23 protein-coding genes, 1 other RNA gene, 1 pseudogene and 1 riboswitch are annotated in these 21,642 nt (G+C 25.8%); of the genes and pseudogenes, 23 read left to right on the forward strand and 2 right to left on the reverse strand.

From position 1 onward, the window contains the following. Positions 1–167 precede the first annotated feature (167 nt). Positions 168–251: riboswitch (cyclic di-GMP riboswitch) on the forward strand. A 12-nt stretch (positions 252–263) separates the two neighbouring features. Continuing rightward, positions 264–884 carry a response regulator transcription factor gene (locus BN899_RS00020; protein WP_052356444.1) on the forward strand — a complete coding sequence of 207 codons (621 nt, stop codon included), beginning with the start codon at positions 264–266 and terminating at the stop codon, positions 882–884. Between the two features lie 31 nt (positions 885–915). On the opposite strand, the gene srtB is transcribed toward BN899_RS00020, so the two are convergent. Beyond that, positions 916–1,608, reverse strand: coding sequence for a class B sortase (srtB, locus tag BN899_RS00025; RefSeq protein WP_042271130.1), 693 nt, complete (start codon positions 1,606–1,608; stop codon positions 916–918). Positions 1,609–1,806: 198 nt separating this feature from the next. Between srtB and rnpB the strand changes: the two genes are divergently transcribed. From rnpB to BN899_RS00080, 13 genes are all read left to right on the forward strand, one after another. Further along, an RNA gene (gene rnpB / locus BN899_RS00030) (RNase P RNA component class A) lies at positions 1,807–2,149 on the forward strand. A 160-nt stretch (positions 2,150–2,309) separates the two neighbouring features. Beyond that, the gene (locus BN899_RS00035; RefSeq protein ID WP_042271133.1) at positions 2,310–2,867 is read left to right on the forward strand and encodes a response regulator transcription factor; all 558 of its coding nucleotides are present in this window, start codon (positions 2,310–2,312) and stop codon (positions 2,865–2,867) included. Between the two features lie 299 nt (positions 2,868–3,166). Beyond that, the gene (locus BN899_RS00040; RefSeq protein WP_081712114.1) at positions 3,167–3,694 is read left to right on the forward strand and encodes a response regulator transcription factor; all 528 of its coding nucleotides are present in this window, start codon (positions 3,167–3,169) and stop codon (positions 3,692–3,694) included. A 28-nt stretch (positions 3,695–3,722) separates the two neighbouring features. Next, positions 3,723–4,676 carry an LCP family protein gene (locus BN899_RS00045; RefSeq protein WP_147568447.1) on the forward strand — a complete coding sequence of 318 codons (954 nt, stop codon included), beginning with the start codon at positions 3,723–3,725 and terminating at the stop codon, positions 4,674–4,676. Positions 4,677–4,819: 143 nt separating this feature from the next. Further along, positions 4,820–5,500, forward strand: coding sequence for a YveK family protein (locus BN899_RS00050; RefSeq protein ID WP_042271139.1), 681 nt, complete (start codon positions 4,820–4,822; stop codon positions 5,498–5,500). A 14-nt stretch (positions 5,501–5,514) separates the two neighbouring features. Next, positions 5,515–6,195, forward strand: coding sequence for a CpsD/CapB family tyrosine-protein kinase (locus BN899_RS00055; protein WP_042271142.1), 681 nt, complete (start codon positions 5,515–5,517; stop codon positions 6,193–6,195). Positions 6,196–6,214: 19 nt separating this feature from the next. Next, the gene (locus BN899_RS00060; RefSeq protein ID WP_052356446.1) at positions 6,215–7,354 is read left to right on the forward strand and encodes a UDP-N-acetylglucosamine 4,6-dehydratase family protein; all 1,140 of its coding nucleotides are present in this window, start codon (positions 6,215–6,217) and stop codon (positions 7,352–7,354) included. Then, positions 7,329–7,466 (forward strand): sugar transferase, encoded by a 138-nt coding sequence (locus BN899_RS20900; RefSeq protein ID WP_081712116.1) that lies wholly within the window; start codon positions 7,329–7,331, stop codon positions 7,464–7,466. The genes BN899_RS00060 and BN899_RS20900 overlap by 26 nt, the downstream gene beginning before the upstream one ends. Positions 7,467–7,781: 315 nt before the next feature. Further along, positions 7,782–8,213, forward strand: a complete 432-nt coding sequence (locus BN899_RS18465; RefSeq protein ID WP_052356447.1) for an ATP-grasp domain-containing protein — start codon at positions 7,782–7,784, stop codon at positions 8,211–8,213. Further along, positions 8,210–8,761, forward strand: coding sequence for an ATP-grasp domain-containing protein (locus BN899_RS18470; RefSeq protein WP_242824024.1), 552 nt, complete (start codon positions 8,210–8,212; stop codon positions 8,759–8,761). The genes BN899_RS18465 and BN899_RS18470 overlap by 4 nt, the downstream gene beginning before the upstream one ends. A 33-nt stretch (positions 8,762–8,794) precedes the next feature. Further along, complete coding sequence (locus BN899_RS00070; RefSeq protein ID WP_042271144.1) at positions 8,795–9,904, forward strand: aspartate aminotransferase family protein; 1,110 nt, start codon at positions 8,795–8,797, stop codon at positions 9,902–9,904. Positions 9,905–9,940: 36 nt separating this feature from the next. Then, positions 9,941–10,561, forward strand: a complete 621-nt coding sequence (locus BN899_RS00075) for a sugar transferase (RefSeq protein WP_042271147.1) — start codon at positions 9,941–9,943, stop codon at positions 10,559–10,561. Positions 10,562–10,614: 53 nt separating this feature from the next. Then, a complete protein-coding gene (locus tag BN899_RS00080; RefSeq protein ID WP_052356449.1) occupies positions 10,615–11,727 on the forward strand; it encodes a GNAT family N-acetyltransferase in 1,113 nt (370 codons plus the stop codon). A gap of 164 nt (positions 11,728–11,891) precedes the next feature. Here BN899_RS00080 and BN899_RS21050 read toward each other — a convergent pair. Then, positions 11,892–11,993: pseudogene (locus tag BN899_RS21050) on the reverse strand (IS982 family transposase); the annotation flags it as partial. A gap of 188 nt (positions 11,994–12,181) precedes the next feature. Here BN899_RS21050 and BN899_RS00085 point away from each other — a divergent pair. From BN899_RS00085 to BN899_RS00125, 9 genes are all read left to right on the forward strand, one after another. Then, a complete protein-coding gene (locus BN899_RS00085) occupies positions 12,182–13,354 on the forward strand; it encodes a DegT/DnrJ/EryC1/StrS family aminotransferase (protein WP_042271150.1) in 1,173 nt (390 codons plus the stop codon). Next, on the forward strand, positions 13,341–14,525 hold the full coding sequence (locus BN899_RS00090) for a glycosyltransferase family 4 protein (protein WP_042271153.1): 1,185 nt from the start codon (positions 13,341–13,343) through the stop codon (positions 14,523–14,525). The genes BN899_RS00085 and BN899_RS00090 overlap by 14 nt, the downstream gene beginning before the upstream one ends. Position 14,526: 1 nt before the next feature. Further along, positions 14,527–15,903: a nucleotide sugar dehydrogenase gene (locus BN899_RS00095; RefSeq protein ID WP_042271157.1), complete on the forward strand. Its 1,377-nt coding sequence runs from the start codon at positions 14,527–14,529 to the stop codon at positions 15,901–15,903. A gap of 4 nt (positions 15,904–15,907) precedes the next feature. After that, entirely contained in the window at positions 15,908–16,882 is a 975-nt protein-coding gene (locus BN899_RS00100) for an SDR family oxidoreductase (RefSeq protein WP_042271160.1), read from the forward strand. Between the two features lie 23 nt (positions 16,883–16,905). Beyond that, complete coding sequence (locus tag BN899_RS00105; RefSeq protein ID WP_042271163.1) at positions 16,906–18,030, forward strand: glycosyltransferase; 1,125 nt, start codon at positions 16,906–16,908, stop codon at positions 18,028–18,030. 193 nt (positions 18,031–18,223) lie between these two features. Further along, positions 18,224–19,231, forward strand: a complete 1,008-nt coding sequence (locus BN899_RS00110; RefSeq protein ID WP_154658869.1) for a hypothetical protein — start codon at positions 18,224–18,226, stop codon at positions 19,229–19,231. Positions 19,232–19,279: 48 nt separating this feature from the next. Next, the gene (locus BN899_RS00115) at positions 19,280–20,413 is read left to right on the forward strand and encodes a hypothetical protein (RefSeq protein WP_042271169.1); all 1,134 of its coding nucleotides are present in this window, start codon (positions 19,280–19,282) and stop codon (positions 20,411–20,413) included. Positions 20,414–20,454: 41 nt separating this feature from the next. After that, a complete protein-coding gene (locus BN899_RS00120) occupies positions 20,455–21,219 on the forward strand; it encodes a DUF2334 domain-containing protein (protein WP_052356450.1) in 765 nt (254 codons plus the stop codon). Further along, the coding region (locus BN899_RS00125; protein WP_042271172.1) for a lipid II flippase MurJ at positions 21,212–21,642 on the forward strand (431 nt) is incomplete at its 3' end. The genes BN899_RS00120 and BN899_RS00125, both read left to right, overlap by 8 nt.

Here is a 21,642-nt window from a genome sequence, read left to right on the forward strand (position 1 = left end):
CAAGTAAAATTTTAATTAAACTATAAAAAAATATTTAATTAAAATAGAGAAAACGATATAAAAAAGTATTTTTTTTATAATTTGATAGAAAAAATAGGTATGTGTATGTAATTGACGAGTTAAAAAAGTATACGACTAAAGTAGAAATATGGTAGTATAAATTGATTGAATATTTAAGCAGCGATGAAGTATATTCTGTATTTGGGCGCTTGGAATATATGGAGCCAGTAGCGCAACCGGCTTTTCTAGAGGGGGAAGATGATGTGAGGATATTATTGATATCAGAATCATTTATAGTTAGAGAAGCATTAGAAGCTTTATTTACAAAGAATTTAAAAGTAGCAAGTATAGGTATTATAAGTGATTTATATAGCATGAAAAAAGAGGACGTAGAAGATATAAATTTTATATTTCTAGATATGAAAGAAAACTTATCAGCTAAGTTGAAATTTTTATATGTTATGAAAGAGCAATATGAAAATATTAAAATTATTACCTTAGATTTAAGTAAAGATATTAATGTTTTTAAGAAGATAGTTGAAATCGGGGTAGAAGGATATATAGTAGATGTAGATGATAAAGAGGAATTTATATACACCATGAGTAGGGTTTTTAAAGGTAAAAAAGTATATGAAGCAGAAGTGTTACAAGCTGTATTTAATAAGAATAAATTAAATGATGTAGGTTTACTAACTCCAAGAGAAAGAGATGTTTTAGATAATATATCGAAAGGCTACAATAATAAAGAGATAGCAAAGTTATTATATATAAGTGATTATACAGTAAAGAAGCATGTTAGTAGTATATTAAATAAATTAAATTTAAAAAATAGACAAGAAGCTATAATATATGTTAATGAAAATAAATTTGAATTTATATCTTAAAATAGTACACCTATATAGGCGTACTATTTTTTTAATTATTTAAATTAATTACATCAATAAGTTTACCATGCACTACTGTACGTGTGTTATTAGTTTCATAGCTACATGTAGATAAGGTAATTATTTTATCTTTTTTACTGACATTTACATTTGATTTATTAATTGACTTATTAGTTATTTCATTCAAATACTTCTCATATTCATCATCATTGTTAAATTTAGGAATTATATAGTTATAACTTGGGTCTACATAGTATGCAGAAAATACTTCATATACATACTCTTTATCATTAGTTATTATTCTTATTTTATTATTTTTATTAAAGAAGCTTTCATCTTTAAAATCTTCTAATTGACTAAACATAGTTTTATTTTTCATATTATGGCCATAGATTATAGTATTTTCATCATTTTCAGAAGTATTTCTATAATCCATAAATATACTTCCTGAGCCTAATTTATTTTTATAGATGTCTTCATTTAAGTAGAAATTATTATCCGCTCCCTGAAGAACTGGATAATCTATATTAGTATTTTCTACTGTAAGCCAAAATCTAAAATCAGGATTTATATTAGATAAATCTTCTTTCTTTAATTTTCTAACTTTTTCATAAGTTGTATCAGCTTGTTTGTAGTCTTTAACTTTGATATATACGTTATAACCGCAATATATCAAAATAGATAATAATAATAAGTTAGTTATTAATATGATAAACCTTTTCATGTATAATCTCCTTTATAAAGTATAATTACATTTTACCTTAAAAGCTAAATAATTTAAACGAAGTTTGCAATAATTAATAATATGATTAATATAAAAACTTATTATTTACTTAAAATCCATATAATAGATAATCATCTTAAATTTAACTTTTGACATGAATGAGCATTTATGATAATATAATAAAAGTCAATTGAATATTAAGTAAGCCAGATAATCGCGGGCAGTAATTTTACTGCGTGAGGAAAGTCGGAGCTCCATAGAGCAGGGTGCTAGGTAACGCCTAGTGGGAGTGATCCTAAGGAAAGTGCAACAGAAAATAACCGCCACATTTGTGGTAAGGATGAAAAGGTGAGGTAAGAGCTCACCGTCGATTAGGTGACTAGTCGAGCCGTGTAAACCCCACCTGGAGCAAGACCAAGATAGGGCTAAAAGGATGTTGCTCGCATCCTCCGGTTGGTAGGTCGCTTGAGCTTATTGGTGACAATAAGCCTAGAAAGATGATTATCTAATACAGAACTCCGCTTATAGACTTGCTTATTTTAATTGCAAACACTAGAAAATTCTAGTGTTTTTTTTAATAAAAATAAATATACAAGCATATATAAATATACAAGCATATATTCAAAACTATATTTTGGGGAGAGGGGAAGATGTAAATAAGTATTTCTATAGTATCACAGTCATTTTTTGTTAGAGATTCATTGAAAAAAGATTTTGAAAAATACATAGATATAAAAAATGTATATGCATTACAGAATATTCAAGAATTAAGAAATGAAAAATTAAAAGATAATAGGCTTATATTTGTCCACTTAGATAGCAAAGAAAATAGTATAGAAGAATTGGTAGATATAAAAAAAGAGCATAATAAAATTAAGATAGTAATTTTTGACGAATTTAAAAGGAAAGATTTACTTATAGATGTTTTAAAATATTCTATGGACGGATATGTAACTAGTATTAAAAAAAGAGAAGATTTTATTATTATATTAAATAGTATATTGAGTAATTTGAAGATATATGATAGCCAGATGATGGACTGCATAATACAAGAGTACTCTAGTAAATATACAAATACTCTTACAAAAAGAGAAGAAGATGTACTTAATAAGGTAGCTGAAGGTAAAAATAATAAAATTATATCTGAAGAACTATATATTTCAGAATTTACTGTGAAATCTCATGTAAGAAGTATACTTCAGAAACTAAATTTAAAAAATCGAAAAGAAGCAATAGTTTATGTAAAAGATAAGATCTAAATTATTTAGGTCTTATTTTTTTTATGTATTTTATTATACGCAAGAATTAGATAGTACGTATATGAAGGACTAATTCTTATTAGCTAGTCATAATACATTAGTAAAAATAGACATCTTGAGTAATATATAATTTTTAATAAATAGATTACTATTATTGCAAGAAGTAAATAGAGATTGGGTAACTATACTAGAAACTAAAATAGGAGGAGATAAAAATTAATGCATTAGTAGTATCGCAATCATTTATTATTAAAGAGGGTTTAGCTATCTTTTTTAAAGAAAAGTTTAATGTAAATTATATGGATTTTATTGAATGTTTGAGTGAGGCAGATTTAAGCTATTTCTCAACATTTGATTTTTTATTTTTACATATATGTTCAATAGAGAAACTAGATTTAAAAAAGATAGAGCTAATGAGAAAAAATTATAACAAGTTAAAAATCTTAATACTAGATAATTCAAAAGATAAGAGTTTAGTATCAAAAATACTAGATTTAAATATAGATGGGTATATGATAGATATCCCAGATAAGGACGAATTTAAGCGTATTATACAAGGTATAACTAATGGAAAGTATTTTTATAAATCTGAGCTACTAGAAGAAAGTATAAAAAATAAAATTAGAAATGACTATAAACTGCTTACTAATAGGGAAAAGGAAGTATATAAAGAAGTAACTGAAGGTCTAAGCACTAAAATAATAGCTGAAAAGCTTAGAATAACAGAGCACACAGTTAAGAAGCATATATCACATATATTAAATAAATTAAATCTTAAAACCAGAGAAGAAATGATTGTTTATTCAAAAGAAATAATTAAAAGATAAGTCGGGTAGTAAAAGTATTTAGTAGGAGGTGTTAGAAATTTCAAATCTAAAAAAAGTGGTTATAACACTTTTAATTATACTAATAGCATTTCCAATAACAGTACTAGGATTTATATATTATAAACTAAACTCTGTGTATATTCCAGATGATTATGATAAAACAGATCAAATGCAAGACAATTCTATAGTTAATATACTCCTAGTAGGAGTGGATGGAGCGTATCTAGACAAGGGAAATAGATCTGATTCAATGATGATATTTACAATAGATAACAAAAATAAGTGTATAAAGCTTACATCCTTAGCAAGAGATACTTATGTAGATATTAATGGTTATAGCACAGAAAAACTAACTCATGCTTATGCATATGAAGGTCCAACTTTATTATTAGATGCAATTAGAGAAAATTTTGAACTAAATATAGATAAGTATATAACTGTAAATTTTAACTCATTTATTGATTTGGTAGATATAGTAGATGGAGTTGAAGTTATGATAACGGAAAATGATTTAGATATATTAAATAGCACGATACCGGGGTGTTATGAGCTAGATACTAAAGAAAATAAAAAAGATATTAAATTAGTAGAAAAATCAGGAATGAATTTATTAAATGGCTATCAAGCATTAGCATTTAGTAGAATTAGGTATCATGATGGTGCATATGAACGCGATAGAAGGCAAAGGGAGGTTATTGAGGGAATTATAAAAAAAGTTGAAGATACAGGAATAGAAAAATATATGGCTATTATAAATGCAGGCATAAAAAATGTAAAAACCAATATAAGCCCAAAAGAAATGTTAAGTCTAGGATACAGTGCATTAAAAATAGGGTCAAATGATATAAAACAATTAGAGTTTCCAATATATAAATCATCTGAAAAGCTTGATAAAAAAGGATGGGTTATAAAATGGGATAAAGACAAAAACCTTGATGATTTGAATGAATTTATTTTTGAAAATAAAGATGTTACTCAATAGTAAGTAAATTAAGATTGGAGCAAATATATCATGATATAGAATTATATCCGATATATTTACTTTTAATAAAATGTAATAAGTAATAGTAGTAATTAATTAAATATTCAATACTGTAAATTTTATAATGGAGATGAGGTGAATAAATGAAAGATACACTTGAATTAAGAGAGTTTTTTCTTATTATAAAAAAAAGTAAGAAAATGATTATAATAATAACATTATTATGTTCCATTTTAAGTGCTCTACTTAGTTTTTATGTTATTAAACCGACATACGAAGCAAATGCAACATTGATTGTAAACCAAAACATGTCAAAAAATAACTCCGATATAACAGGAGATGATATTAATGTTACTCAACAATTAGCTATTACATATGGAGAAATTATAAAATCAAGGAATGTATTAGATTCTGTCATAGATGAATTAAAATTACCAATGGATTATTCTGAAATAAAGAAATTAATAACAGTAAGCACAATTGAAAATACACAAATTATAAATATAAATGTTCAGTATAATAATCCTAAGATAGCAAGAGATATAGCAAATTCAATACCAAGTATATTTAGGCATACATTAAAAAGGATTACAAACATAAGTAGTGTAGAAGTTATAGACTATGCAGCATTACCATCAAAACCTATAAAGCCCAATAAAATATTAAATATTATAATAGCAACACTATTAGGTATTATGATTAGTATCTTTGGAGTGTTTTTAAGAGAGTATTTAGATATAAAACTGAAGACACCTGAAGAGGTGGAAGATATATTAGGTTTGCCAATTATAGGAGTTATTCCTTTTAATGAAGATATAGAGTAAAAAGGAGCATGAGCATGAATCCAATTTTAAAAAATAATAATTTTAATCGACTTAATAATAATTTTGATCAACTTAAAGAAGCGTATAAAAGCATAAGAACTAATATCCAATTCTCAAATGTAGATGAAAACATAAAGAGTATACTTGTAACAAGCTCCAAGCAAAATGAAGGTAAGAGTGTAGTGATATCAAACCTTGCAGAGAGTTTTTCAAGCCTAGAGAAAAAAATAATAATAATTGATGCAGATTTAAGAAATCCAACTATACACAAAATTTTCGGTTTAAGTAATGAACTTGGACTTACTAATATAATAACCAAAAATAAAGAACTTGAAGACTGTGTGTATAAAGATGAAGTTTTGGGATTAGATATACTTACATCTGGGACTATACCGCCTAATCCATCCGAGTTATTACACTCAGAAAAAGTAAAAGAATTAATTGATAATTTAAAAAAGGAATATGATTATATATTTATAGACTCTCCACCTATTGGAATAGTTACTGACGCTGGAATATTAGCTAGTTTTTCAGATGGTGTCATATTTGTAGTAGGTTCAGATGAAGTTGATAATAAGATGGTGAAAATAAGTAAGGATAGGTTATATAAAGTAAATGCAAATATTTTAGGTGTAATATTAAATAAATACAAATGTAACCAAAATGAATACAACTATTACAAGGAAACAGATTAAATATAGGAGGAGAAATAGTTTGCTACCACAGGGGGAAAATAATAAAAGTATTTCTACGCTAAAAGATATAAATATAGAAAACATCTTGGAGCGAAAACTTATAAAAACTGATTTAAGTGATATTGGAGATTATATCAAGAATGAAGTAGTCCTTGTAACAGGTGGAGGGGGATCAATTGGATCTGAAATTTGCAGGCAAGTATCTAAATTAAATCCTAAAGAACTTATTATTTTAGATATTTATGAAAATAATGCATATGAAATACAGCAAGAGTTACTTAGAAGATATAAAGGTGATTTAAACCTAAAAACTATTATAGCATCTATTAGAGACAAAAAACGAATGGAAATGATCTTTGAGAAATATAAACCAAAGATTATATTTCATGCAGCAGCTCATAAACATGTGCCTCTTATGGAGAGTGATCCAAGTGAAGCTATAAAAAATAATATATTTGGAACTTTAAATGTAGTAACATTAGCACATAAATATGGCGCTAATAATTTTGTATTAATATCAACTGATAAGGCTGTAAATCCAACTAGTATTATGGGAGCAAGCAAAAGAGTGGCAGAAATGATAGTTCAGTCAATAGGCGAAAATAGTGAGACTAAATTTGCATGTGTTAGATTTGGAAATGTATTAGGAAGTAATGGTAGTGTTATTCCTTTATTTAAAAAACAAATAAGTGAAGGTGGACCAATAACAATAACGCACCCAGAGATGGTTAGATATTTCATGACTATATCTGAAGCAGTAGGATTAGTAATTAATGCAGGAGCTATTTCTAATGGTGGAGAGGTATTTGTACTTGACATGGGAGTACCTATAAAAATATTAGATTTAGCAAAAAAGATAATTAAAATTAATGGGTTCACTCCAGAAAAAGATATAAAAATTAAGATTATAGGACTTAGGCCAGGAGAAAAACTATATGAAGAAATATTAATGCAAGAAGAGGTGGTAGAAAAAACTAAAAATAATAAAATATTTATAAGTAAAGCAGTAAAATTTGATAAAAGTAAATTAGATTTGAATCTAAAGAAACTAGAAGAAATAATTGATAGTGAAAATGATGATATGATTAGTATTATAAAAGATATTGTTCCAAACTATATGAAAGAAGATATGGATGAAAAATCTGCGGTTAATAATTAAAAGAATATTAGATATAGTATTTTCAATATTAGGAATTATTATACTATCTCCACTAATGATAATAGTTGCAATATTAGTAAGGATTAATCTTGGATTACCTATATTTTTTTAACCAGATAGAGTAGGGAAAGTATTAACTGCTAATTTTCTATACTTTTTATCAACTGGTTAATTCTTTCGTGTAATTAAAAGAATTTTACCATAAAGTATAACCACTAGGTTTATGACTAAAGTATGTAGATACATTATATATTCAAAAACATGTAAGTTCATCAAACTATACCTCCTAAAATGTCACTTAAAGACAATTTTATACGAAAAAGAAGGGAGTTACAGTTTTAAATATAAAATTAAGCAGAATCAAAGGGTTAATCAAGAATATACTAAATATTTTTGATAATACTTATTTTAAGGAGATGAGAGATTTATGAATGATAAAGAGATAAATGTATTAATCTCCACTGTTCATAATAGTGTAGAATTTGTAAAAGAATTTAAAATGGCAAAAGAAATGTTAAATATTAAAGGGAAAATAATTACTTCAGATCTTAGAGATGATGTTCCAGCTGCATTTGTTGGAGATAAGCATATAAACTTAAAGACTATAGATGACGAAGGGTATATTGATAGTATTATTGAGGCTTGTAATAGAGAAAATATATCTGCTTTTATACCTGTAGTGGATAAGGAATTAAAGATATTATCAAAAAATAAGAAAAATATAGAGGATAATACATCGGCAAAGGTTATGATATCGGATGAAGATGTAATTAATATTACTAGAGATAAAGTTAAAACATATAAGTTTTTAAAAAAAATGGATTTGATACACCTAGAGTTATTAGTGAGGAAGATATAAAGAATAAAAATTATGAATTTCCTTTATATATAAAACCAGTGGATGGAACATCGAGCAGAGATAATTTTAAATTAACTAATGATGAAGAATTAAATTTTTTTAGAAAATATATTTCAAATCCATTAATTCAAGAATTTGTCGAAGGTGATGAATATTGTGTTGATATACTTAACGATTTTGAGGGAAATCCAATAGTAATAGTGCCTAGATTAAAATTAGAAATAAATGCTGGTAATACTATAGAAGGGAAGGTTATAAAAAATAGATTAATAATTGATACGATTAAAAATTTATGCGAAAAAATAAAACTTGTAGGAGCCATAAATATAGACTGTATAGTTAAAAACAACGAAGTATTTGTAATTGAGATAAATGCTAGATTTGCAGAGGGTTTTCCTATGACATATAAGTCAGGAGCTAATTATCAAATGTATTTATATAAATTATTAATAGGAGAAGAAGTTAAATATAGTGAAGAATACAAAGACAATGTAGTAGTGTCAAGGTATTTTGAATTTATCAACATAAGTGACATGAAACATAATTAACAAAATTATTAAAAAGATGGGTGATAAATAATTATGAAGGAGTCAGAAAAATTCGAAATAGGAGGCGAATACAACTATAGCATAGAGAATATTAGCTCAAATATTTTAGAAAATAAAAATAGTCTATTTGAATATATAGGTATAAATGAAAGCAATACTATACTTTTTAACGCATGCTCATCCGCAATAAAATATCTTATAGAGAATATTATTCCAACGACAATAAATAGAATATTACTCCCATCTTACCTATGCTCATGTATAACTGAAGTAATTGAAGCTTGTAATATAGAATTTGAATTTTATAGAGTAAATCAAAGTTTAGAGCTAGATATATATGATTTAGGAAATAAGTTAAAAGGGAGTGGTGACTGCATATTTTTTATTAATTACTTTGGGTTTTCTCAACCGCAGTATATAATAGAATATTTGAATAAAATAAAGGAGACTAACTTATTAATAGAAGATTGCACCCATTCAATATTTAACAAAGATGCTTGTAGTAGGTATATAGGTCACTATCAAGTTGCAAGTCTACGAAAGTGGACCGGTATACCGGATGGAGGAATCTTAATAGATAAGAATAATGATTTATCTAGATATAAGTTAAATAAGGGATATGATGAATTTTTTGTAAGTAGATTTATAGGTCATTTGATGAAGGATAAGTATTTAAAGGGTGGCCAAATTGATAAAAATATATTTCTTAGCTTATTTAATAATGCAGAGGAAGCATATGATAATGAAATGAATATATTCAAAATATCAAATATATCTTATAAGTTGCTTAATAGTATAAACTATAAAAAATTAATGAGTAAAAGAAATCAAAACTATAAATTCTTAGTAGAAAATTTAAATGAAATAGAATATATAGAAGTCATTTTCAAGGATATAAAAGAGTATACATGCCCAATTGGGTTACCTGTAATAGTAAAAAATATAAATAGAGATAAATTTAGAAAATACTTATCTTATAATGGAGTTTATTGTCCTATACATTGGATACCAGATAGTTATACAAATACAAATTTTGAAGATACATCAATACTTTCTAAGAAAATATTAACCATACCATGCGATCAAAGATATAGCGAAATAGACATGAAATATATTATCAAAACTATAAAAGAATATTATTAATAATAAAGACTTGTAAATAATAGGGAGATTAAATATATGAATAAAAAAAATATTCAAATGATTATAAAGAGAATAATTGACATAGTAGGTTCAATAATAGGTATTATTCTCCTTTCACCAATATTTATAATTGTAAGTATATTAATAAAATTAGAATCTAGAGGACCTATCTTTTATATTCAAGAGAGGGTAGGGTTTAAACGCAAGCTATTCAAAATATATAAATTTAGAAGTATGGTTGATAAAGCTGAGTTTACAGGAGCAGGACTCTATTTTGATGGAGATAATGATCCAAGAATAACTAAGGTAGGGAGATTTATAAGGAAAACGAGCATTGATGAATTACCTCAGCTTTTTAATGTACTAAAAGGAGAGATGAGCCTAGTTGGACCAAGGCCTTTATTAGAATATACTACAGATAAAATGTCAGATTGCCAAAGATTAAGACTGATAATGAGGCCAGGAATAACAGGATATGCTCAAATAAGTGGAAGACGCGACTTAAACTATAAAGAGAGAATAGAAAAAGACTTAGATTATATAGAAAATTATAGTTTATTATTTGATCTAAAAATAATTGTAAAAACGATAGGAGTAGTACTACTTAGAAAAGGTAATAAAGATGATCAAACTAAATCAGAAACTGAAAAATTCTAAGTGAATAGTTTATATAAGTGATTAGCGATGAATTATTAAGAAAGGATGTATATATGAAGAAAGTAAATGTAATAACTTATTATGATAAGCTAGAATGGAAAGCGAAACTAAATGGTATAGATGACATTGATATATATTTTACGCCAGAGTATTGCAAAATATATGAAGATAATGGAGATGGAGAAGCCAAATTATTTGAATATGAAGATGAGGATGTAATAATACTGTATCCATTTCTATGTAGAGTAATTAATAAATTAAATCAATTTTCTAATCTAAAAAACAAAGTATACGATATATCTACACCGTATGGATATGGTGGACCGTTAATCAAAATAAAAAATCAAAATAAAGAAGTAGAAAATAGTATAAAAAGTTTTTCAAATGAGTTTCATAAATACTGCCTATCAGAAAACATAATAAGTGAATTTATAAGATTTCATCCGTTATTACAAAATCAAAATATATTTAAAGACATATATAAGCTAAAAAAACATAATACAATAGTATTTAATTGTACAGAGAAAGATATAGAAGAAATATGGAATAATGATCTTCAAAAAAGTGCAAGAAATGCAATTAGAAAATCAAGGAAGAATGGTATTGAAGTATTTGTTTGTGATGCCAATAGTAAAAATTATAATGATATATTAAATCAATTTAAAACATTATACTATTCTACTATGGATAAAAGAAATGCTTCAAACTATTATTATTTTAATAAAAGATATTTTTCTAATTTTAGAGAGCTACTTAGAAATAACCATAAAATATTTTATGTAAAATACGATAAAAAGATAGTTGCAGCAAGTATAGTTATGGTTATGGGAGATTATATTCATATGCACTTAAGCGCTTCTAATAAAGAATACCTATACTTATCACCAAATAATTCAATGGACTACGAAATCATAAAATGGGCTAATTATAAAGGATATAAATTTGTACACCATGGTGGAGGCACTAGCTCTGATCCTGATGACAAATTGCTAAAATATAAAGCTTCCTTTTCTAAAGACAAATCAGATTTTTACTTAGGATATAAAATTCATAATAGAGATGTATATAAAAAACTATGTGATTTAAATGAAAATATAGTAATAGAAGATATTGATAATATATATGATAAAGTAGATTATTTTCCGCTATATAGATATAACTTATAAAGTTCGAGATAGCATATATAATATGGATTCACAATATAAATAGCAAGTATTAATACAAAAATCAATAAATATGGAGTGTGCTATAGAACTACTAGAATGTAACTTAAAAAAGTAAACATAAAAACTTTTAATGTGTAGATAAAACTTGCCTTAACTAAAGAAAATCTATTATCTATGTTTGCAGGAGTTACAACAAGATCAGTTAAAAAAACACCTACAGTAGTAAGTGCATGAAATTTAAATCCATAATAAGCTTCTTTTTTAGAAGTTAATTATCAAATGAACATATATAAATTTTAGTAATAAATTAACAAAAGTTTGAGAATGATATGTGTTTTATAGAAAAAGAACTATATGTGATTATATAAATAAAATTTTTTATATAGATATTATAGTGTAAAGGTAGTAAGTAAAGATGAAAATAAAAATATATTTATGACCGTAAGGAGGGAATATGGCAAAAAAAGTTTATCTTTCATCACCACATATGGGTGGATATGAAATGGAGTATATTAAAAAAGCTTTTGATACAAATTGGATAGCTCCATTAGGACCAAATGTTGATGATTTTGAAAAAGAAGTAGCAAATTATGTAGGTGTTAAACATGCTACAGCCACATCTAGCGGTACAGCAGCAATACATCTAGCACTTAAGTGTTTAGGAATTAAAAAAGGTGATGTAGTATTTTGCTCTACATTAACATTTGCAGCAAGTTGCAATCCAATAATTTATCAAGGAGCAGATCCAGTATTTATAGATTCTAATTATGAAACTTGGAATATGTGTTCAATTGCATTAGAAAGAGCATTTAATTATGCTAAAAAAAATAACAAGATGCCAAAGGCAGTTATAGTTGTTAACCTATATGGGCAAAGTGCAGATTTTGATAATATTAAAAAAATATGTGATGGATATAATGTACCTATAATAGAGGATGCGGCAGAATCTTTGGGAGCCACATATAAAGGTAAACAAAGTGGAAGTATAGGAGATATAGGTATTTATTCATTTAATGGAAATAAAATTATAACAACATCTGGAGGTGGAATATTAGTATCAAACAATGAAGAGTATGTAAAAAAATCTAAATTTTGGGCGACACAATCTAGAGAAAATGAGAGACATTATGAGCATAGAGAACTAGGATTTAACTACAGAATTAGCAATGTCCTTGCAGGTATAGGTATAGGACAGATGAAAGTGCTAGAAGAAAGAATAAAACGAAAGAAAAAAATTTATAAAACTTATGAAGAAGAATTTAAAGATATAAAAGATTTACAAATGATGCCTATATTTGATTTTGGAGAACCTAATTATTGGCTATCTGCAATGACTATAAAAAATGATAGTAAGATCAAGCCTATAGATTTAATATTAGCACTTGAAGATGAAAATATTGAATCAAGACCAGTGTGGAAGCCAATGAATAGTCAACCTTTTTATGAGTGTTATAAGTTTTTTTCTAAGGAAGAGTCATTTAGTGTAGCAGATGATATATTTAATAGAGGAGTATGTTTACCATCCGATACCAATATGTCAGATGATGATATAAATAAGGTTGTAAAAATAGTTAAGAAGATATTTGATCATGATTATAAAGGAGATATAAATAATGTCAAATTATAAAATAATTCAAGTATCTGCTATTTCATCAACTATGAATGGTTTATTAAGAAGATTAAATGAGATGTCTTTTGATTGTGGATATAATGTGATCGGTGTTTGCTCAAAAGATAATAAAGAAAATAAATATAATAAAAGTTTTATAAAAATGCACAATATAGAAATAGAAAGAAGAATAAGCTTAATATCAAATATAAGATCTATATATAATATGTATAAACTATTTAAGAAGGAAAAACCTGATATAGTTCATGTTCATACACCAATAGCTTCAGTATTAGGCAGAATAGCAGCTAAACTTGCAAAGGTTCCTAATATAATATATACAGCACATGGATTTTATTTTCATGAAAATATGAGACCAGTTAAATACAATATATTTTTAAATATAGAAAAGATAATAGCTAAATTTTGTACTGATTTTATATTTACGCAAAGCGAAGAAGATAGAAATACTGCACTACAAAATAAGTTTATAGAACCTGATAATATAATTACTATAGGAAATGGAATAGATACAGTAAATAAGTTTAATCCAAGTAAAATAAACTTAAATGAAATAGAATCTTTATATAAAGAACTTAATATACAAAAAAATACTAGAGTAATATCATTTATAGGAAGATTAGTAAGAGAAAAGGGAATAGTTGATTTATTAGAAGCGTATACAAAACTGGATTGTAAAGATACAAAATTAATTATAATAGGAGATTTAGCTCAAGGAGAAAGAGATAAAGACACTGTTAAATTGATTGAAAATTATAAAAATAATAAATGTATAGAATTTATAGGGAATAGAGAGGACATTAACAATCTTTTATATATTTCTGATATATTTTGTTTACCATCATATAGAGAAGGTATGCCAAGGTCTATAATAGAGGCTATGGCTATGGAGTGTGCAGTAATAGCTACAGATATAAGGGGATGTAGAGAAGAAGTTGTAGATGAAATTACTGGATACTTAGTAAAGATTAATTCTCCAAATGAAATAGAGGTAAGAATAAAAAAAATATTAAATGATGAAAACTTACTTAATACTATGAAACTAGAAGGAAGAAAAAGAGCTGAAAAATTATACAATGAAGATAAAGTAGTAAGAAAGCAATTAGATATATTTGAAAGGTTATTAAATGATAAAGCTAACAAATATGTTGGGGGGAGCAATTTATAATATGTTTAAAAATTTATATAATAATATATTAAATAAAAAAGAAGCTATATCAGTAGTAGGAATGGGATATGTAGGTATGCCACTAGCAATATCTTTTGCTAAGAAATCTAATGTTATATGCTTTGATGTAAATAAAGATAAAGTAGAATTATATAATAAAGGTATAGATATCACTAATGAAGTTGGAGATAAAGCCTTAAAAGAGACTACAGCCTTTATTACTTCAGAGGAAATAAACTTGAAAAGTGCAAAGTTTCATATAGTTGCAGTCCCAACACCTGTTAGCTATGATAAAACACCAGATTTAAAAGCAGTTAAAGGAGCAAGTGAGATAGTAGGTCGTAACTTAACTAAAGGATCTATAGTAGTATATGAGTCAACAGTCTATCCAGGTGTCACTGAAGAAATATGTGTTCCTATATTAGAAAAATATTCAAATCTTAAATGTGGGATAGATTTCAAGGTGGGCTATTCTCCAGAAAGAATAAATCCAGGAGATAAGCTTCATAGATTAGAGAATATAGTCAAAGTTGTATCAGGTGTGGATGAAGAATCATTAGATATTATATCTAAAGTATATGGATTAATTATAGATGCCGGGGTACATAAAGCTGAGAGTATAAAAGTTGCAGAGGCTGCTAAAGTTATAGAAAATTCTCAGAGAGATATAAATATAGCTTTTGTAAATGAACTATCGATGATATTTAATAAGATGGGAATAGACACTAACGCTGTTTTAAATGCTGCTAAAACTAAATGGAATTTTTTAGATTTTTATCCAGGCATAGTAGGAGGGCATTGTATAGGTATTGACCCATATTATTTAACATATAAAGCTGAACAACTAGGATATCATTCACAAATTATCTTATCAGGTAGAAGAATAAATGATAGTATGGGGGATTATATAGGAGAACAAACTATCAAAAGTTTAATTCAGTCTAGTAAACAAGTAAAAAATTCTAAAGTTGCAATTCTTGGTATAACATTTAAGGAAGATTGTCCGGATGTAAGAAATTCAAAGGTAATAGATATAGTAAAAAAATTAAAAGAATACGATGTAAATGTAATTGTGACAGATCCAATAGCAAATCCTAAAGAAGTAAATGATGAATACAAAATACATTTAGCCAAATTTGAAGAAATAAAAGATGCAGATGCAGTTATAGTGGCAGTCGGACATAAAGAGTACCTATCATTAGATTTAAATTCCATAAAAGAATTATATTCAAATAGCAATACTTATAACAGTAATGAAAATAGTATAGATGAAATAGAATACAAATTAAAAGAAAATAAATTAACTTTAATAGATGTTAAAGGAATATTTAATAAATCAGAAGCTGAATCAATGAATTATTTATATTGGAGGTTATAAAAATATGAGCTATGAAAATATTAAATTTCCTAGTGGAAGTAGATTTTTAGTCACAGGTGGAGCCGGTTTTATAGGCTCCAATATTGTTGAAGCATTATTAAATATGGGACATTTTGTTAGAGTATTAGACAATTTATCTACAGGAAAAATTGAAAATATAGAAGGATTTATGAGCAATGAGAACTTTGAATTTATAAATGGAGATATAAGGGATATAGAAATTTGTCAAAATGAATGTAAAGATATTGAATATGTTCTACATCAAGCAGCTTGGGGTTCTGTACCAAAATCTATAGAGTTACCTGACTTATATGAAGATATAAATATAAAAGGAACACTAAATATGATGATAGCATCTAGAGATAATAAAGTGAAAAGATTTGTATATGCATCATCATCATCTGTATATGGAGATGATGCTAATTTACCAAAAAAGGAAGGTAAAGAAGGTAACCCGCTATCACCATATGCGATAACAAAAAAAGTAAATGAATTATACGGAAAAGTTTTCAATGACTTATATAATCTAGAGACAATAGGAATGAGGTATTTTAATGTATTTGGAAGAAGACAAAATCCAAATTCTTATTACTCAGCAGTTATACCAAAGTTTATTAGCTTGCTACTTAAAGATCAATCACCAACTATAAATGGAGATGGAGAACAGTCAAGGGATTTTACCTATATAGATAATGTGATAGAAGCTAATTTAAAGGCTTGTTTAGCACCAAAAAAAGCTTGTGGGAAATCTTATAATATTGCTTATGGTGGAAGAGTTACATTAAATCAATTGTATTATACATTACAAAAACTATTAGATAAAGATATAAATCCAATTTATGGATGTGATCGTAAAGGGGATATAAGGCATTCAAATGCAGATATATCAAGAGCTAAAGAGTTTCTAGAATATAATCCAGTTTACAATTTTGAAGATGGAATTATTAAAACTATAGATTGGTATAAAGAGAATATATAGTTGTACAATAGGGGAGAAGATTAATGAAAATACTTCATATAATTAATAATCTTGGATCGGGCGGGGCAGAGAAACTATTATCAGATATGTTACCTATAATGATCAACAAAGCAGATATTAAAATTGATGTACTGATTCTTACAGATAAAGATAATGTATTCAATAAAAATTTAGAAGAGAATAATATCAATATAATAATAGTTTCATTAAAAAATATATATAATCCATTAAATATATATTATATAAGAAAATATATTAAAGAAGGAAAATATGATATAGTTCATGCTCATATATTTCCAACAATCTATTGGACTTCAATAGCATCTAAAATAATATTAAAAAACAAACCTAAGTTTATAATCACAGAACATAGCACTAATAACAAAAGAAGAAATAAGAAGATGTTTTATTATATAGAAAAATTTATATATAAAGAATACGATAAAATTATATCAGTAAGCGATATGACTCAAAAAAATCTTTTGAATTGGATAAAGCCAAGTAAACCAAATAAAAATAAATTTATAGTTATAGAAAATGGAATTGATTTAGAAAAATACGAAAATGCAATACCTTATAAAAAAAATGAACTGAATGAAGAGTTTAATAATGATACTAAATTAATTACTATGGTAGGGAGATTTGCAGATAGTAAAGATCAAAATACTATTATAAGAGCTATGAGTAACCTAAATGAAAATATTAATTTATTATTAGTAGGAGATGGTAAATTAAAAGAAAAAAGTATTGAGTTAACTAAATCAATTGGTTTAGAAAATAGGGTGCATTTTCTCGGGTTTAGAAGTGATGTAGATAGAATAATAAAATCATCTGATATAGTAATATTATCGTCTAATTGGGAAGGCTTTGGATTATCTGCAGTAGAAGGTATGGCATGTGAAAATCCAGTTATAGCAACTAATGTTTGTGGGTTAAAGGAGGTAGTTGAGGGGGCGGGTATTTTATTTGAAAGAGGTAATGATGAACAATTATCAGAGATAATTAGTAAGTTAATTACTGATAAAGATTATTATAATTTAGTATCAAAATCATGTAAAAATAGATCTGAAGATTTTAATATAACTAAAACAATAAGTAGATACATAAATATATATGTTGAGGTAAGTAGAGGTAATATATATGAATAATATTATAATAATTTTGCTATATACCTATGTATTTTTTGCTAGCTGGACAGAGGCATATAAATTTACAGACATATTAACAATTGCTAGCTCGATACTTTCAACGCTAATAATTATATATATTTATGATATTGTCTTTTATGGGAAAATTTATAGGAAAGCTTTTAAATTTGAAGATATATTTTTGTTTATATTTATGATTATTACAATAATATCTTTTTTAATTAAAGGTGGAAATATAAATTATATAATGATATATTTTATGACTATTATATTAGGATACTTATTATTAAAATCAGCTTATTTAAAGTATACTGATGTGTTAACTTTACTAAAAATTAATACATTAGCGGTTATTTTTGTAAGCATATTTGTTATAGTTGAGTTTATACTTAATACAAAATTTAATATAAATATAAGAGAGGTACTATTATTTGGAAATATAGAAGAAGCATTATACTTAAGCAAATTTTATAGGTCATATGGATTCTCTACTGAACCAACTAATCTGGCATATTATATGAATGCCTTAGCACCTCTAGCAATATGTTATATACTTAAATACTCAAAATTAAAAAAAATTAATAAATTAATATTAATATTAATTATACTATTAGCTGGAATTACTACATTTTCAGCTGCAGGTTTTGGATGCTTATTGATAAGTTTAATTGTATTGTTATTTATAAATATGATTAAAGATAAAAAAGTTAAGCTAACAATAAAAAGTATTTTGTTTATCACATTTATAATAATATTAAGTATACTTATGATTTATGTTTTTATGAGTACGGAGATAGATTTGATTAAATATATAGATCCTATATTAAATAAATTAAGTTTAGTAGGTCAAATAAATAGTGATGGTAGTAGAATTAATTTATGGTATAGAGATTTGAAAGAGGTTCAATATAATATCTTATTAGGTAGTGGACCTGGTAGTACAAGTATTAAATATGGGGTGTCATCTGTAAACTGGTATTTGAATGTATTATCTGAAGAAGGGATACTTGCTCTTATATGTATAATAATGTTTATGTATCTTACGTTTACAAGAATTCTTAAATCTAAAAGCACAAATAAAAATTATTTTTTAATGGGGTTTGTATCATCAGCAATATATTTATTTACTTTTACAGCATTTTATGACCCAGCTATATGGATATTATTGATTATATTTACAGTAGATGATGTAGGAGCATAGTAAATAGATAATATTTACCTAAATAATTCTAAAATGTGGAGGAGATATATGAATAGTAAAGTTATAGTTATTGGAGGCGATCATTATAATACCTTAGGGGTTATTAGAAGTTTAGGGGAAAAGGGGATTAAAACATATCTTATTATAATGGGTGAAAATAGCTATGTTTCAAAGAGTAAATATGTTTCAAAAACTTGGTTATCAAATAATGATAATGAAATAATTAAGATTTTGTTAAATGAATTTAATAATGACGAGAATAAACCAATAATTATAACCACATCTGATTCAGCTGTAAAACTTATAGATAATAATTTAAATGAACTTAAAGATAAATATATAGTTTCTAGTGCGAATGAAATTGAGGGAAATATTAGTAGATTAATGAATAAGAAACTGATGGCTGAAATGGCTTTAGATTCAGGGTTGTTAGTACCTAAAAGTTGGGATATTTACCTAAATAGGAATGAGATAGAAAGTTCAATTCATAAAGATATAATTTTTCCATGTATAGTAAAGCCTATGGATAGTACAGAAGGTAAAAAATTAGACGCAGTAATCTGTTATGACTCATTAGAGTTAGCAGATAACTTGAGTAAATTAAGTAATAGATATACTAGACGATTAGTTCAAGAATATATAAATAAAGAATCAGAATTTGAAGTAATAGGGTGCGTACCTAAAGGAGGAAAAAATACTGTATTGCCTGGAATTATAGTAAAAGATAGAGAATATCCGATTAAATGTGGTAGTATATCTTATGCTAAACTCTTAAAGGAGCACAAGGACTTTGATATTAATTTAATAGATAAATTCTTAAAAAAAATAAATTATGTAGGATTATTTGATATAGAGTTTATATATTATAATGAAAAATTTTATTTTATAGAGATTAATTTTAGAAATGGTGCAGATAGCTATGCATACACTAAAGCAGGAGTTAATATACCATATACATGGTGCATGGAATCTTTAGATAATGATTTATCTGGTGAAGATAAAAAAATAAGTAAAGACATAAATTTTATGATGGAAGTAAGAGATATTAGGCACGTATTTAATGGAAATTTGAATTTTATTAAATGGATAAAAGATTTATTAAAAACTAAAGCTTTTTTAATTTTTAACATTGAAGATATAAAACCTGCAATAGCATTTATATTTCAAAAACTAAAGAGCTAAAGATAAGAAATTTAAATGAGTAATTGAATAGGTGGTATTAAATGAGTGCTAAATATTTATTTAGATTAGATGATATATGTGAAAATATGAATTGGGATAATTTTAATAAATTAAAAGAAATATTTATTAAAAATGATATTAAACCAATAATAGGTGTAATACCTAAGAATACTGATAAAAAATTATTAAAATATGATACTTGTAATATAGATTTTTGGGATGAAATAAAGAAATTACAAGATAAAGAAAATTGGAGTATTGCGCTACACGGATTTAATCATCACTTTGAAACTAGAAACTCAGGAATTTTAGGAATCAATAATAGAAGTGAGTTTGCAGGACTTAGCAAAGAAGTACAAAATATAAAAATAAAAGAAGGAAAAAATATACTAAATCATTATGGAATAAATTCTGAATTATTTATGGCTCCAGCACACTCTTTTGATGAGACAACGTTGGAGTGCTTAAAGGAAAATGAAATAAACATAATAACAGATGGCTATTCACTTTGGCCATATTATGAATACGATATGTTGTTTATACCTCAATTATTTGCTAGTCCTAGAAAAATGCCATTTGGAATATATACATGGTGTATACATCTAAACGCTATGAGTACTGATGATATTAATAGTATAAAATCATTTATAGAAAATAATAAAGAAAATATAATATCTTTTAAAAATATTATAAATTATAAGTCGAACTTTAAAAGCAATAAAATAATAAGATTATTGCTACAAAAATTGTTGATTATAATAAGAAGAATAAAAAATAAAAATTCTAAGGTACTAAATAATGAGTAAATTAATAAAATCAACAGCTTGTTTATTTTTAATAACTATAATATCAAAGTTAATGGGATTTTTCAGAGAAACAGTATTAGTTTCTTGTTATGGCGCTAGTATGGTATCAGATGTTTTTATAACATCCATGAATATACCATTTGTTATATTTTCCATAATTGCATCTGCATTATCAACAATATTTATACCTTTATTTTTTGAAGTAAAAGAGCAAAGAGGTGATTTAGGATCATTAAAATTTAGTAACAATATATTTAATATAGTTATAATACTAAGTGTAACTTTATCCATTATAGGATACATATTTGCAGAACCATTAGTTAAAATATTTGCAATTGATTTTACAGGAGAAAAATTAGATTTGGCGGTTAAATTTACTAAAATAATGATATTTTCAATGGTATTTATTGGTCTTAGCAATAT

This window comes from Faecalimicrobium dakarense (assembly GCF_000499525.1).
Taxonomy (GTDB): Bacteria; Bacillota; Clostridia; order Peptostreptococcales; family Peptostreptococcaceae; genus Faecalimicrobium; species Faecalimicrobium dakarense.